Genomic DNA, 13,833 nt, shown 5'->3' with positions numbered 1-13,833 from the left:
CCGACGGGTGCGCGCGGGGACGGCGGTCGATACACATGTCCGATTCCAGCCAGAATCGGGGGCCGGGATGGTTTACAGTCGCCTCATGCGCCTCGATCCCGACACCTGCTACGACGCCCTGCTTTCGCGGGATCGCCGCTTCGACGGCTGGTTCTTCGTCGGCGTGGCGACGACGGGCGTGTATTGCCGCCCGGTCTGCCCGGTGAAGCCGCCGAAAGCGCCGAACTGCAGCTACTACCTGAGCGCCGCGGCCGCCGAGAAAGCCGGCTTCCGGCCCTGCATGCGCTGCCGCCCTGAGCTCGCGCCCGGCCACGGGCTGCTCGACCTGTCCGGCAATCTCGCCGACGCGGTCGCCACGCTGATCGAGGACGGGTTCCTGAACGCGCATTCCGTCGAGGCGCTCGCGCAGCGCGTGGGCGTGACGGAGCGCCACCTGCGCCGGATCTTCGGTGCGCAGTTCGGCGTATCGCCGGTCGAGTTCGCGCAGACGCACCGGCTGCTGATGGCCAAGCGGCTGCTGACCGATACCGCGCTGCCGGTGGCTGTCGTGGCGTCGACGGCCGGGTTCGGCAGCGTGCGGCGCTTCAACGACCTGTTCCTGCAGCGCTACGGCCTCAATCCGCTGCGATTGCGCAAAGGGGCCCGCGCGTCGGCCGACGGCGACATGACATTCCCGCTGCCGTATCGCCCGCCGTTCGCGTGGGCCGACCTGATGCGCTTTCTCGCGCAGCGGCAGATCGCCGGTGTCGAGCGGATCGATGCGCAGGGTTATGCGCGCGTCGTGGAATGGCCGAGCCGGAACGGCAACGGCGGTAACGGGCGCGTCACCGGTTGGCTGTCCGTCGCGCATGTGCCGCAGCGCTTCGCGCTGGCCGTCACCGTGTCGCCCGCGCTGACGCCGGTCGTGCCGGCCGTGCTCGCGCGTGTGCGGCGGCTGTTCGATCTCGACAGCCGCCCCGACGTGATCGACGCGCATCTCGGCGAACTCGCGAGCGGCTCGCCGGGCCTGCGCGTACCGGGCGCGTTCGACGGCGTCGAGATCGCGCTCCGTGCGATCGCGGGCGAACGGCTTGCGGCAGCGCATGCCGGCGCGCCTGTGCTGACACGCATCGCCGAACGTTTCGGCACGCCGGTGGACGGCGCGCCGCCGGGCTTCACGCACGCGCTGCCATCCGCCGCGACGCTGGCCGCGCTACCGCCTTCCGCGCTCGAAACGATCGGCATCGCACGCGACGCCGCACAGGCGATCGTGTCGCTCTCCCGCGCCGTCGACGACGGCACGCTCTCGCTCGAACCGATGGCGCCGCTCGATACGACGCTTGACGCATTGCGCGCGCTGCCCGGCTTCGACGAACACGCGGTGCAGTACGTCGCGATGCGCGCGATGGCGTGGCCGAATGCGTTCCCGGCCGACGATGCGTGGCTTCCCGCCCGCGCCGAACGCGCCCGTGTGCCATCATCCGCGCCGCATGCGGCGCGCTGGGCGCCGTGGCGCGCGTATGCCGCACTGCACGTGTGGCGCCTTCATGGAGATGTTTTGCGATGACTCCCGCTCACCTGATTCCGAGCCCGCTGGGCGACATCGCCGTGCGCATCGAGGACGATGCGCTGACCGGCCTCTACTTCGTCGGCCAGAAGTACTTCCCGCCGCTTGCGATCGTGACCGATTCGGACGCGGCCGCGAGGTCGCCGCTTGCGCGCAAGGTCGCGGAAGAAGTCGCCGAGTACTTCGCCGGCATGCGCGAAACGTTCTCGGTGCCGATTCACTTGCGCGGCACCGCGTTTCAGCGACGGGTATGGAAGGCATTGCTCGCCATTCCGTTCGGCGAACTCGTGACGTACGGCGACATCACCGAACGCGTCGGGTTGCCGATGAGCGGCGCGCGCGCCGTGGGCGGTGCGGTCGGCCGTAACCCGGTGTCGATCATGGTGCCGTGCCATCGCGTGGTCGGCGCGTCGGGCAGCCTGACCGGCTATGCTGGCGGCATCGACCGCAAGCGCGCGCTGCTGTCGCTCGAAGGCGCGGGGTTCGAGCGCGGCGCCCGCCATCCGGTGCAGCAGGCGCTCGCGTTCTGAGTCACGATACGCGGCCGCGTCAAGCGTTCAGCACGGGCCGGCGCGCTTCACGCTTCGCATACGCGCCGGGCGTCACCTGGAATTTCGCCTGGAACAGCGCGATGAACGACGACGTCGAGTCGTAACCCAGTTGCGCGGCCACCGAGCCGATCGGCTCGCCCGCGTCGAGCAGCGGCAGCGACGCCAGCAGCCGCACCGCCTGCCGCCATTCGGTAAACGACAGCCCCGTGTCCTGCCGGAACAGCCGCGACAGCGTGCGACGCGTCGCGCCGACCTGATGGCCCCATTCGTCGAGATTGCGCGTATCGCCCGGATACGCATGCAACGCGCGCGCGATTTTCAGCAGACGCGGATCGCGCGGTAGCGGCACCGTCAGCGGCGCCTGCCGCATGCGTGCGATCCGGTCGGCGATCAGGCAGACGAGCGCACCGTCCGGCCCCGCCTCGTCGTAGTTCACCGGCAATTCAGCCGTCGCGAACACCAGTTCGCGCAGCAGCGGCGTCATGCAGAGGATCGCGCAATCGTCGTGCACGTCGTCGCGCGCGATCGCGGCATCGAGATACAGGCTGTGGAACGCGACGCCATCGCGCGTCGACACCGCATGCGGCACGTGCGGCGGAATCCACATCGCATAGTGCGGCGGCAGCAGGTGCCGGCCCGACGGCGTCGCGACCTCGAGCACCCCGCTCATCGCATACATCAGCTGCGCCCACGGATGACTGTGCGCGTCGATGCTCACATTGCCGGGAATCCCGAACGCACGCACGTAAAGCGGCCTCGGCAGGCGCGCCATCGGCGGCACCGCGTAAGGGTCACCCGATTGTCCCGCCAGCAACATAAGACGTCCTCCGAAGGTCATTGCACGAACGAGCGCGATGCTACCGTGGCGGCTCTTCCTTCACACGGCTTCCACCCATGAGCGCTCACACCCGCACCACCCGCAAGACCGTCACCGCGATCCGTTCGACCAAGGGCATCGGCAGCCTCGTGTCGCTGACCGCGTATTCCGCGCCGATCGCGAAGCTGGTCGACGAGGTGGCCGACGTGATCATCGTCGGCGACTCCGTCGGCATGGTGCTGTACGGGATGCCCGATACGCTGCGCGTCACGCTCGACATGATGATTGCACACGGTGCGGCCGTCGTGCGCGGCGCCGCGCAGGCGTGCGTCGTCGTCGACCTGCCGTTCTCGACGTATCAGGAATCGCCCGCGCAAGCGTATCGCTCCGCCGCGCGTCTGCTCGCCGAAACCGGCGCGCAGGCCGTGAAGCTCGAAGGCGGCGCCGAGATGGCCGACACGATCCGCTTCCTGACCGAGCGCGGCATCCCGGTGATGGCGCACGTCGGCCTCATGCCGCAGCAGGCCAACGCGACGGGTGGCTTCCGCGCGCAGGGGATGGACCCGCGTTCGGCCGCGCAGGTGTTCGACGCGGCCTGCTCCGCGGAACGGGCAGGCGCGTTCTGCGTCGTCGTCGAAGGCACCGCCGAAGCGCTTGCGCGCCACCTGACGGAAACGCTGACGATCCCGACGATCGGCATCGGCGCATCGCCCGCATGCGACGGGCAGGTGCTCGTGACCGAGGACATGATCGGCGCATTCGATGCGTACACGCCGCGCTTCGTGAAGCGTTATGCCGATGCGAATGCGGTGACGCGCGATGCGATCCGCCGGTACGCGCACGACGTGCGCCAGCGTGCGTTCCCGGAACCCGCGCATTGCTTCGGGTACGGCAAGCCGCTGCAACTGCCGGACGCGGCTGACGCGGCTGCGTGATGGCACGACGGGCACGACAGGCACGACGGGCACTACGCGCGCTTGCGCATCGCATGCGTGACCCGCGCATTCGCTTCGAACTTCGCGCGATGCGTCGAGAAGAACGTCCGCACGTTGCGGACGTTCGATGCGCCGGTGAACAGCCGCCGCGCGAATTCGTCGTATTCGGCGACGTCGGCCAGATCGGCCACCACCACGAAGTCGGGCCCCGGCGACACGCGATAGCACTGCGTGACGGCCGGCTCCGCGCACACATATGCTTCGAAGGCGTCGTAGTCTTCCGCAGTCTGCCGGTCGAGACTGATCTCGATCAGCGCGGTGACGGCCGTGCCGATCGCCACCGGATCGAGCACCGCAACCTGCCGGCGGATCACGCCGGCCTCCGTCAGCCGGCGCACGCGGCGCATGCAGGTGGGCGGCGACGACAGTGCACGCTCGGCCAGTTGCAGGTTCGACACCGACGCGTCGTCCTGCAGGATCGCGAGGATGCGCAGGTCGAGATCGTCGAGGGTGATGCCGGCCATCGGCGGCTCCTTCCAGTCAGGGCGTGAAATTTAATTTCAATATGATAGTCGATCTGCCATTTGTTTCATCTGATCGTATATTTTGAAATTTAATTCCATTTAGCTCGCCCTACCATCGCTCTCACTGATCCAGACAGGACATTTAGGGAGCGCGATATGTGTGGAATTGTCGGGGCGGTCGCCCAGCGGGACATCCTGCCGAACCTGGTCGACGGCCTGAAGCGGCTCGAATACCGCGGCTACGATTCGTGCGGCGTCGTGGTCTACCGCGACCGGGCGCTGGCGCGCGCCCGCAGCGTCGACCGCGTGGCCAACCTGCAGCGCGAGATCGCCGAGCATGCGCTGTCGGGCTACACCGGCATCGCGCATACGCGCTGGGCCACGCATGGCGCGCCCGTCACGCTCAACGCGCACCCGCACTTCTCGCCGAGCGACGCCAATGCGCGCATCGCGCTGTCGCACAACGGAATCATCGAGAACTGCGATCAACTGCGCGCCGAGCTGCAGGCGCATGGCTACGTGTTCGCGAGCCAGACCGACAGCGAGGCGATCGCGCACCTGATCGATCATCTGTACGACGGCGATCTGTTCGATGCGGTACGGCGTGCGGTCGCGCGACTGCGCGGCAGCTATGCGATCGCGGTGATGTGCCGCGACGAGCCGCACCGGATCGTTGGCGCGCGCGACGGGATGCCGCTCGTCGTTGGCGTCGGTGAAGGCGAGAATTTTCTGGCATCGGATGCGATTGCGTTGTCGGGGATCACGGATCGCATCGCTTACCTCGAGAACGGTGATGTCGCCGATATTCAGCTTCATCGCTACTGGATCGTCGATGCGGCCGGCCAGCGCGTCGAGCGCGCGGTGCAACGGGTCGCCGCGCATAGCGGTGCGGCCGATCTCGGGTCGTATCGCTACTACATGCAGAAGGAGATCTTCGAGCAGCCGCAGGCGGTGGCCGATACGTTGCTCGATGTGTCTTCGATCATGCCGGAGTTGTTCGGTGACGGCGCGTGGCGGGTTTTCAATGACGTCGATTCGGTGTTGCTGCTCGCGTGCGGCGGCAGCTATCACGCGGCGCTCACGGCGAAGTACTGGATCGAGAGCATCGCGAAGCTGCCGGCCAGCGTGGAAATTGCGAGCGAGTTCCGGTATCGCGACAGCGTGCCGAATCCGCGCACGCTGGTTGTCGCGGTGTCGCAAAGCGGTGAGACGGCTGACGTGCTGGGTGCCGTGCATGTCGCCAAGCGCATTGGAATGATGCACACGCTCGCGATCTGCAATGTCGCGACGAGTGCGTTGATGCGGGAATGCGCGCTGCAGTTCGTCACGCGTGCGGGCGTCGAGATCGGGGTGGCTTCGACGAAGGCGTTTACGACGCAGCTCGTTGCGTTGTTCCTGCTGACGTTGTCGCTTGCGCAGGTGCGCGGGCGGTTAAGCGACGACGAGGAGAAGGCGCATCTGCGTGCGCTGCGGCATCTGCCCGATGCGATGTCGAAAGTGCTCGCGCTGGAACCGCAGATCATGGCTTGGTCGGAACTGCTCGCAAGACGCGACAACATGCTGTTTCTCGGGCGGGGGATGCATTTTCCGATCGCGCTCGAGGGCGCGCTGAAGATGAAGGAGATTTCTTATATTCATGCGGAGGCTTATCCGGCGGGCGAACTCAAGCATGGGCCGCTGGCGCTGGTGAGTAACGAGATGCCGGTGATTGCCGTTGCGCCTAATGACATGCTGCTCGAAAAGCTCCGGTCGAACATGCATGAGGTCAGCGCGCGGAATGGACGGCTTTTTGTCTTTGCGGATGTGGACTGCGGGCTGGTGCCGAGCGACGGGATCGAGGTGATTCGGCTCAATGAATACTACGGGCCGCTTTCGCCGATTCTGCATACGGTGCCGATGCAATTGCTTGCGTATCACGCGGCGCTGGCAAGGGGGACGGATATTGATAAGCCTAGGAATCTGGCTAAGTCGGTGACGGTGGAGTGAGGGATATTTCCTACCTTTTTCGGTGATAAGTTCTAGTAGTTTCACTTAACGTGTCGGAGGTATACGGAATTCCGTGTGTGAAGCGGGTTGAGACTCAGACTCCGATGTTGAATCGTTCCGGCTAAAGCAGTGCAAACTGCGTCATCGCGCGCTTCCAATCGTGCCCGGAACCGGTCCACTTGGCTACGGCCTGGGTGATGTCACCGGATGAATATGTCGAAGAAGTCGAGCGGCCACATCAGCTTTTGCGTTGATCTGATGCTCTCTGCGACTCGGTCACGCATTGACGTCGGAAGTCTTGTCTGATTCTTGAAACCCTGGAAGCTCTTCCGCGAGGATGCGCAACCATCCGGGTAAGTTTTGTGCCTTTCCAAGCAGCGCCCCCATGTGTTCCCGAAAGAGGGTCACGCGTCCCACCGCCAAAGCAAGCATAAATTCAGGTAATGCCTCTCCCGCCGGAGCATCGTGCAAATCCATCAACCGGATGATGAGCCTCTGCATGTCGCCACTGAGGTCCGGGCTGGCCGAATAGTCCAATTCTGACTTGTACGCGGCACGCAGTAACGCCGCCTGAATTGCGGGATCGTTGAATCGCGTGAAGTTCGCTGGCGCAATGAGTGTTTGCTGGAACAGTCCGCTTATCAGACTCGTCTCGCTGTCCTTGCTCCCAGCAGCGCGGCAAGCCTCGAGGAATACTGCAACGGTCATCAATACGCCGGCCCCCAAGTCAGTTCCAGCGAGTGGCGGAACCGATTGCCACAGTAAGAATCCGGGAGACATAGCAGGCTGACTGTCAACGTATGAGGGCATGAAAGCCATCGGACCCGGCAGGCCATTTCCTTCTCGGAATCTGCGCAATCGCTCGATCAGGCCCGCAGGAGCGTCGATATCGCGGTCGGAACACTCGTCCACCACATTCTTGATGAGTTGAGCCTCGGCGGACCAGTCCACGTTTTGGTCAATTTTTCCAATCGGGAGTTCGATGTGCGCTTTGAATTGGTATCGGCTGTCATCGGCATTCAGCTGAAGGTCGTTCTGCAGTTCCTTCAACCGTGCGTCGCTTTCCGGGAGTACGGCTAGGGAAAGATATAAACGTGGCCCCTTAGGTTGGGTTGCGCGCAGCGACGCGCTAATCTGTTTGAAAATGAACCCGTTACCGAGTATAGGCGTGACTACCACCACGCTAGCACGGGGAATGAATGCCCGCATCTCGGCAGTCGGTCTATCCAAATCGGAGCTATTGAGAACCCGGATATCGCCTCCAGGTGATTTTTCAAGCAGAAGCGCTCGCGCCAAATCGGCCATGCGCTTCGCTTCACCTTCGCCTGGCCGCCCCTTTTCGAGAGTGTCGACAGGGTAGATCACCGCGGTATCGCCGGCCGCTGCATAATTGGACAGCCAGCTTCGCAGTAAGCACTCACCATCGGCATTGTCGACACAGTATGTATCGACGAGCTTAGTGGTATCGAACGATAACGACCAGAATGACTGCCCGCCGGGCCGACGGCGAGCAACGAGAGCCACTCTATCCCTGGAGATTTTCGTCAACGCTGTTTTTCGAGCGGGAGGAAGCGCCTTATGCGCTAACCGTACAGACTTCGGCTTGAAGTTCTGACTCAGAAACCGTTCGCCAATAATTCGAACTGCCTCGCACCCTGGAGGCACCTCCCCAACATCGGTTTCGAACTGGGGCCGTAGCCCGGCCAACGACGACGGTCCGGTCAATTGACGGGGCAGACTGAAGAGAACATTTCGATGCTTTTCGGCAGCCGCCGCTTCAGTTGATTGTTCTCGAGGCTCAAGGCCTAAAACAGTGAAACACTCAACGTATCGGTGACCCAGTTTTTCGATGATGCGAGATTCCATCCCCCCTGAGGTTGAAGCTGAAATGATAACGAAGGCAGGACCAGAGTCCAGGCTCACTTCGTCCAACCCCTCATAAGAGCGGAAGCTTGCTATAACGTACCGGCGATGCGCGTCGCCCCCTTTGCGCATTGAAATCAACGCTTGGGCAACGGGCCAGATTGCCATCGAATCAACCAGTATGCGAACCTTGGCCTCGGGAAGTCCGTCGCAATACCCAGTGAAAGACGCTAGTAGTCGAAGTGCGACGAACTCGATGGACGCAGTGCACGTGAGTAAGCTTTCCGTTCGAATGAAGTGGGACGACACCCGGTTGGATAGCTTAGCGAAATAGAAGCCTTGGGGTGCTGCTGCAACAATGCTTCCAAGGTCAAACTCCGACTTGACGAAGCTATGAAACGCCGGCATCAGCACCTCTCGCAGGCCATCGAGCTCCATCTGATTTTCTTTCGCAACGTGATAGACGTGCCCACCACTCGAATAGGCGAAGAGCCAAACCCGGCACAGCCGTGAAACCACATCAAAGGAAGTGCCGCTGCTTTCTGGCATCTCTTGCTCTTCACGCAGCCGCCGTGCAGCCTCCTTATTGCCGAGGACGATGAGTTCGGGGGGCACAGGGTTGGTCGCAGACCAGCTTCGAAAGTGTTCTCGAATCTCAGCCCAATCTGGCGTATCAGAGCCTAAGAACAAAAGCAGTGAATTCTTTGTGAACGACGAAGGGCCGGAAAATGGAATGAAGAGCATCGGCATCACACCGGCAACAGAATGGAATAAGCAGTGCCCTCAACAGGCCCGAGTTCTCGCTGCGACCAGGGGCGGAGGAAGAACATCATCTTCCCGTCCTGCAAGAAGACATGCGTTCCATCTTCCAATCTAACGTAGTCTGTCGAGAGGTCGTGTGTTCGCAACTGTGTATCGATGTCTGTTACGGCTGACTGCGTTCCGAAAAGATACGCCAACCGCCCCGTACGTATGCGAAGAAACCCATTTCGTTTCATGAGCAACGTGGCGATGCTAAACAGGCCTATGCCACGAAGCGAGTTCCCAGAAGAAGTTCGCCATTTTTTGAAGCAATCGATGAGTGCGTTTTCTTCTTCGACCACCGGGATGTCGGCCAAATTGTCCACTGAACGCTTTGCCTCCGGGCGGCTGGCAAGCCAGCGGCGTGCAAGCCCCGGTCCAGAGTCGACCATCGTAACTTCCATGAAGCCGAGCTTCCGCACGGGACCTTTGTGCGTGCTTGGCGGCTCGTCCCTCTTGACACGAGGGTGGGTCGTGAGACTTTGCAAGAGGTACGAGTGGACGTGCGTATTTCCGCCCGCGAACATGTGCGCGTTGTCGTCGTCAATCTGGCGCAGGCGTAGTGTGACCGCTCGGACGCCTTTATCGTATTCAACCCCGTGGTGGTTAGCTCTCGCCCACCAGTCTGAATTCTCGACCAACTCACGGACCAGATGCGCCAATGGGTCAGAGACCTCACGTAGATACTTCGCTGTCCAGTCATCGGCAAGGTGAGCGAGCACGTCTTGAATCACGACACGGATGTCGCCTTCCGGTCGCACTCGCCATGTCGCTTTGTCCCGCTCGTAGAACGGGCGAATAAACTCACGCTTGCTCCCCTGGATACACATGAGGTTGGCCCGCGCTTCATTTGTCTCGTGGGTTTGATGGAACTGGAAATTGTCCATTGCATCGAGAAATGCGCCGTAACCTTTCGCCTCGCGGCGCTTGAGGACGCTTCCGTCACCACCTCGCAATTGGCCCGCGAGCACCCAGGCCGCCAGGACATAGGGAAGGCCAAGGTGTTTCTGGAGGTTCGCTTCGAAATTTTCAGCCGAATTGTAAAGATCGGAAAACGTCGCGACAGCTTCGTTCTGATAGTTTCGCGCCCATGTCACAACAAACTGGAGCAAGGCAGCCTCGGCGCAGAATGATGTAACTCCAACGGGAGCCATCGGGACCGCGAGTTCGCGCCACTCTTGATTGCTCAGAGTTGCAATTGCGTCCTCGATACTATCGATATCCCGCTCTGGCAGTCGCATCTTCGATTCCTGTTCGCCGTTTACCTTTGTGGCACGCCTTGCCCCCTGCGTCCAGCGAAATTGTAGCCCAGCGGCCGTCGGCTTCAGTGTCAAGTTCGCCGCTCTCCGGCTCGCCAAACCGACAGTTGTCGAAAGCTCGCAGATTTGACCTGGTAAATTTTAATTGGGTGACTTGGTTGAATAGTTCGCTTGAGCTAGAGTGGCATAGCGTCACTGCCGAGGTCAAGATGGCTGCACAGGCCCTTACGGAGCGATGATGTCAGGTTGGCACTCGAACTAATGTCGGTGCGATGCCGCGCGCATAAACGACTGAAGGTGCATACATGTTTGTTCTGGAAACGAACAAGGCTTTGCGCTCTACTTGCGACGAGGCTCGACATTTTTTGAGGCTTGGTCAGGCGGAGCGAGCTGAGTCTGAGTGGTACAAATGCTTTCTAACCCACGCCAGCGTTCGGAGCTTCTTCAGGCGGTCGGTCTTCGGAAAGGGGACGGTTCTGAAGGTCAGCGCGATTACTCAGATTGCGCTGGCGTATGTTGCTTGCGTGGATGATGCGCCGTCGGACGTGCTGCCCACTTCCTCCGCTGTCCAGGGCGTGATGAAGCGTGCGGACGCTTTCGAGTCTGCGCTGACGACAGAGGATTCCTCTTGGGTACCAGCGGATTTGCAGAAGAGCTTTTCCGGCTCACTCAAACACCTTCGCAGCGTTGCATCGGCGGTCAAGACTCGCCCCGCTGGACGTCCGCCAATGGAAGAGCGGCGCATCTTCGTTTTGCATCTTGCACGTGCTCTTTATGAGATGTGCGGGGACTACCCTAACAAGTTCATTGCCACAGCGGCAGCTCGCGTCTGGGAGGACACAGAATCACGCGCGATCCGGAAAATTCTGACCGCCGATGAGCGAGCCACCATTGAGCGGCATGTCGAGGAAAAACGCCGCCTAACTGCCGAGAGCGAGAACGCCGCGCACCTCCTGGTTGCACGGGCAAGCATCGCACCTAAGGAGGCCCCTTCGATCACAGCGCCACAAACGACCAGTGAGATATTCCAAGCGATGCTGGCACTCGCCAAGAGCCTTCCGGACGAGACCGACGCCATCCTCGCCGTCGACTACCTGGGTATGCTCCGTCGTGACATCGGGATAGAGCCTGACTTCCTGCTGGAGCGATAGACGGCCGAAATCGGCCTCGAAAATGACCTAATTTCGGCCGGACGATTTGCCACCCGATTTTCTCGGTATTTCGGTAGTAACGTTTTGAAGTGTATGGCAAATAATGGACGTCAACTTCACTACCGTTGAGTCTAATGCACAAGCAAATCAGACCGCTGGACCTGTCGTCGTTCAGAAACATCATCGCGAAGTGGCCTGAGAACACAGCCGCACATCAGCGCTCTCGCCTGCTCGAAGCAATGAACGTGCGCGGCGGCGTCACCACACTGGAAGCGATGCGGTTTCTCGACATCGTCGACCCTCGGCCTCGGATTGTCGAACTGCGCAAGGAGGGCTACAGAATCGAAACCTTGTGGACCCGACAACCGTCTGAATGCGGCAGGTTACACTCCGTCGGGCTCTATGCACTGACCGGTACTCAACGCGGCGAGGGAATCTCCGGGCGGTCGAACGCGTCGCTCAAGAGTTCTGGCAGCCAGATGACGCTGGCACTGTAGTTTTGAAAGCTGTGTCCCCGATGCATGTCGAGGAGGGACCATGTCGTGCCGGACCTTGCAGGGGGCTTCCTTCGTCAAGAGGTAAGATCTGGCGCAATATCTCGATGCCCTGTTTCGTGACGATGCCACGCTAGGCGGGGCACGTTCATGGCGTAATCTCAGAGACGCCACGCAGGTGATAATTTTTATTTGTGCCGCACCCACGTCGCTACGATACCAAATCTGACATGCTCGAAGAACTCTACAACCGAATCTCTCCGGCCTGCTGCTACATAACTGTTTTTCTGGACGATGAGAAAATCAGCGAGGGTACAGGGTACTCATTCACGACAGATGGTCAAGTTCTGACGGCAGCTCATGTTGTCACAGGGCGCTTCCCCATCCTGTTGAGCGACTACACTGATCCCGCGCTGAAGATTTTCTGCAAGTTTCCTGGACTTCCGGTAGCTGAGTATGTGGTCGTGATGTGTTGCCTTGAGATACAAGTCCCGGGTCTTTCCGAGAATATCCAGTTGGACTTGGCGGTACTGCACGCGAAGGCGCCACTTCCTTCTGCCCCTCCTCATATTCCCGTTACGGTGGATGAGTCTCCACGCCTGGGGCAGCGCGTAATCATGGCTGGGTATTCGGAGGAACTGAGTGTTCCGTTTAGCGTAGACCGGCTGCTATCGCCTACTGCCAAGGGCGCGGATGCGTTCAAAGCTGCTATGGAGAAGGGTTACATGGCAGACATGACCGGCCCGCTCATCAAGCAGGGCCACGTTGCGAACCTTCGACGCATAGTAGCGAGCGTTGCAAGTCGGAATTTAGAGTGCGACCTTGTGTATATCGACAACGCGATGCATCCGGGCGCGAGCGGCGGCCCCCTTATCAATGAGAGGGGAGAAGCAATTGGGGTTCTGTCTCAAAGAGCCGTAACGGCTGTCGACGGGGGCAAAGATGGCATGATTAAAGTGCCCTCGGGCTGTACTGTCGCCATCAGTCTTTTGCCGCTGAAGTTCTTCGCCTAGTCACTCGCCGCGCCTGGCCGAACCGCAGTCGTCGGTGACGCCTCGTTGGCTTGGCGGGCGGTGAGAAACGTTCAAGCTCAGGGGCGGTAGAATGCGCTGCCATCACACCGTAAACGTTTCTATTTCTAGGACGTCCGCACGCGCCCTTTAGTCACCTCGCTCTTCAAGATGACGGTCTATGCTGCATCCGAAAATCCGAGTTGGCCGGCCATCGTAGGATGTGCTCGTATCAATAGAGGAGCCACCCGAGCAGTTTCCACTCGCAGCGTATGTAATGCAAATTATTGGAAAAGCGAGAGTTCGGGCGTAACCAGAATTAATGCACCTCGGCATTTCCCCAAATCCCCCGCCGACGAGCATGCATCGTCTAGTGCCCGCGCTCCGACGCATTGCCCGACACAGCCGCCCCCGCCCGAACGAAATGATGCTCCATCCTCGTACGAAGCACCCCATCGAGCGCGGCAAGTCGCTCGCGCAACCGAACCGCCTGCCCTTCCGTCATTTCCCCGAGAACGATTTTCTGCTCCAGAACGTCCCCACAGCGGGCGATGGCCCAACGGTCAACCGTGGCGGTTTCACCTTCGAGTACGGCAGCCGCCGTCGAGACGATGCCTGGATTCAATCCCGATACGAGATGAACCGTATGCGTCAGCGTGAAACCTGGGAGGAGGTGCGACCAGTCTTCACAGACTGTCGGGCAGGAAGCAGAGGTAGCTTGACGCATGGTAGCTCCGGATGAGTGGTTATCGAACCGGTGCCAGCCATGCTGCTCCCGTTTCGTTGCCGTAAATCGGCCGCATCGCCTCAAGGGCGTCCACCTTGCCCGGGAGGGCAGGTTGGCGTCGGATAGTCCGACTCTGGATGCTTGATTTCTCACGTTCGACATTCCGAAC

Annotated in this window: 12 protein-coding genes and 1 riboswitch; of the genes, 7 read left to right on the top strand and 5 right to left on the bottom strand. The window is 61.1% G+C overall.

The genetic code is table 11. The features are described 5' to 3' along the window. Nucleotides 1-67 precede the first annotated feature (67 nt). Nucleotides 68-1,546 carry a DNA-3-methyladenine glycosylase 2 family protein gene (locus tag LGN17_RS25035; protein ID WP_226199078.1) on the top strand — a complete coding sequence of 493 codons (1,479 nt, stop codon included), beginning with the start codon at nucleotides 68-70 and terminating at the stop codon, nucleotides 1,544-1,546. Beyond that, nucleotides 1,543-2,076 (top strand): methylated-DNA--[protein]-cysteine S-methyltransferase, encoded by a 534-nt coding sequence (locus LGN17_RS25030; RefSeq protein WP_226199076.1) that lies wholly within the window; start codon nucleotides 1,543-1,545, stop codon nucleotides 2,074-2,076. The genes LGN17_RS25035 and LGN17_RS25030 overlap by 4 nt, the downstream gene beginning before the upstream one ends. 19 nt (nucleotides 2,077-2,095) lie before the next feature. Here LGN17_RS25030 and LGN17_RS25025 read toward each other — a convergent pair whose 3' ends face one another. After that, nucleotides 2,096-2,914, bottom strand: a complete 819-nt coding sequence (locus tag LGN17_RS25025) for an AraC family transcriptional regulator (protein ID WP_226199074.1) — start codon at nucleotides 2,912-2,914, stop codon at nucleotides 2,096-2,098. Nucleotides 2,915-2,991: 77 nt separating this feature from the next. On the opposite strand from LGN17_RS25025, the gene panB reads away from it, so the two are divergent. Next, nucleotides 2,992-3,849, top strand: coding sequence for a 3-methyl-2-oxobutanoate hydroxymethyltransferase (gene panB / locus LGN17_RS25020; protein WP_226199072.1), 858 nt, complete (start codon nucleotides 2,992-2,994; stop codon nucleotides 3,847-3,849). 32 nt (nucleotides 3,850-3,881) lie between these two features. On the opposite strand, the gene LGN17_RS25015 is transcribed toward panB, so the two are convergent. Beyond that, nucleotides 3,882-4,373 (bottom strand): Lrp/AsnC family transcriptional regulator, encoded by a 492-nt coding sequence (locus LGN17_RS25015; protein WP_021160045.1) that lies wholly within the window; start codon nucleotides 4,371-4,373, stop codon nucleotides 3,882-3,884. A 156-nt stretch (nucleotides 4,374-4,529) separates the two neighbouring features. Between LGN17_RS25015 and glmS the strand changes: the two genes are divergently transcribed. After that, a complete protein-coding gene (gene glmS, locus LGN17_RS25010) occupies nucleotides 4,530-6,359 on the top strand; it encodes a glutamine--fructose-6-phosphate transaminase (isomerizing) (RefSeq protein ID WP_226199070.1) in 1,830 nt (609 codons plus the stop codon). A 276-nt stretch (nucleotides 6,360-6,635) separates the two neighbouring features. On the opposite strand, the gene LGN17_RS25005 is transcribed toward glmS, so the two are convergent. Together LGN17_RS25005 and LGN17_RS25000 are read right to left on the bottom strand one after the other, a co-directional pair. Beyond that, the gene (locus LGN17_RS25005) at nucleotides 6,636-8,966 is read right to left on the bottom strand and encodes a hypothetical protein (protein ID WP_226199069.1); all 2,331 of its coding nucleotides are present in this window, start codon (nucleotides 8,964-8,966) and stop codon (nucleotides 6,636-6,638) included. A 5-nt stretch (nucleotides 8,967-8,971) separates the two neighbouring features. Next, nucleotides 8,972-10,357 carry a hypothetical protein gene (locus LGN17_RS25000; protein ID WP_226199067.1) on the bottom strand — a complete coding sequence of 462 codons (1,386 nt, stop codon included), beginning with the start codon at nucleotides 10,355-10,357 and terminating at the stop codon, nucleotides 8,972-8,974. A 230-nt stretch (nucleotides 10,358-10,587) separates the two neighbouring features. Here LGN17_RS25000 and LGN17_RS24995 point away from each other — a divergent pair, with 230 nt between their 5' ends. The 3 genes from LGN17_RS24995 (at nucleotide 10,588) to LGN17_RS24985 (ending at nucleotide 12,940) form a co-directional block, all read left to right on the top strand. Then, nucleotides 10,588-11,433, top strand: a complete 846-nt coding sequence (locus LGN17_RS24995) for a hypothetical protein (protein ID WP_226199066.1) — start codon at nucleotides 10,588-10,590, stop codon at nucleotides 11,431-11,433. A 134-nt stretch (nucleotides 11,434-11,567) separates the two neighbouring features. Further along, the gene (locus tag LGN17_RS24990) at nucleotides 11,568-11,930 is read left to right on the top strand and encodes a helix-turn-helix domain-containing protein (protein WP_226199065.1); all 363 of its coding nucleotides are present in this window, start codon (nucleotides 11,568-11,570) and stop codon (nucleotides 11,928-11,930) included. Nucleotides 11,931-12,157: 227 nt separating this feature from the next. Then, nucleotides 12,158-12,940: a S1 family peptidase gene (locus LGN17_RS24985; protein WP_226199064.1), complete on the top strand. Its 783-nt coding sequence runs from the start codon at nucleotides 12,158-12,160 to the stop codon at nucleotides 12,938-12,940. A gap of 367 nt (nucleotides 12,941-13,307) precedes the next feature. On the opposite strand, the gene LGN17_RS24980 is transcribed toward LGN17_RS24985, so the two are convergent. Next, nucleotides 13,308-13,664 (bottom strand): hypothetical protein, encoded by a 357-nt coding sequence (locus LGN17_RS24980; protein ID WP_226199063.1) that lies wholly within the window; start codon nucleotides 13,662-13,664, stop codon nucleotides 13,308-13,310. A gap of 42 nt (nucleotides 13,665-13,706) precedes the next feature. Then, nucleotides 13,707-13,810: riboswitch (SAM-I-IV-variant riboswitch) on the bottom strand. Nucleotides 13,811-13,833: the final 23 nt, after the last annotated feature.

It is taken from the genome of Burkholderia sp. AU30280 (assembly GCF_020420125.1).
GTDB lineage: Bacteria > Pseudomonadota > Gammaproteobacteria > Burkholderiales > Burkholderiaceae > Burkholderia.
Note: the sequence above shows the minus strand (reverse complement) of the source record. Positions and strands in the feature narration are given on the sequence as shown.

Bases quoted from the DNA above. Each gene is read 5' to 3' on its own strand.
- LGN17_RS25035 (WP_226199078.1), top strand. From the start codon at position 68: ATGGTTTACAGTCGCCTCATGCGCCTCGATCCCGACACCTGCTACGAC.
- LGN17_RS25030 (WP_226199076.1), top strand. From the start codon at position 1,543: ATGACTCCCGCTCACCTGATTCCGAGCCCGCTGGGCGACATCGCCGTG.
- LGN17_RS25025 (WP_226199074.1), bottom strand. From the start codon at position 2,914: ATGTTGCTGGCGGGACAATCGGGTGACCCTTACGCGGTGCCGCCGATG.
- panB (WP_226199072.1), top strand. From the start codon at position 2,992: ATGAGCGCTCACACCCGCACCACCCGCAAGACCGTCACCGCGATCCGT.
- LGN17_RS25015 (WP_021160045.1), bottom strand. From the start codon at position 4,373: ATGGCCGGCATCACCCTCGACGATCTCGACCTGCGCATCCTCGCGATC.
- glmS (WP_226199070.1), top strand. From the start codon at position 4,530: ATGTGTGGAATTGTCGGGGCGGTCGCCCAGCGGGACATCCTGCCGAAC.
- LGN17_RS25005 (WP_226199069.1), bottom strand. From the start codon at position 8,966: ATGCTCTTCATTCCATTTTCCGGCCCTTCGTCGTTCACAAAGAATTCA.
- LGN17_RS24995 (WP_226199066.1), top strand. From the start codon at position 10,588: ATGTTTGTTCTGGAAACGAACAAGGCTTTGCGCTCTACTTGCGACGAG.
- LGN17_RS24990 (WP_226199065.1), top strand. From the start codon at position 11,568: ATGCACAAGCAAATCAGACCGCTGGACCTGTCGTCGTTCAGAAACATC.
- LGN17_RS24985 (WP_226199064.1), top strand. From the start codon at position 12,158: ATGCTCGAAGAACTCTACAACCGAATCTCTCCGGCCTGCTGCTACATA.
- LGN17_RS24980 (WP_226199063.1), bottom strand. From the start codon at position 13,664: ATGCGTCAAGCTACCTCTGCTTCCTGCCCGACAGTCTGTGAAGACTGG.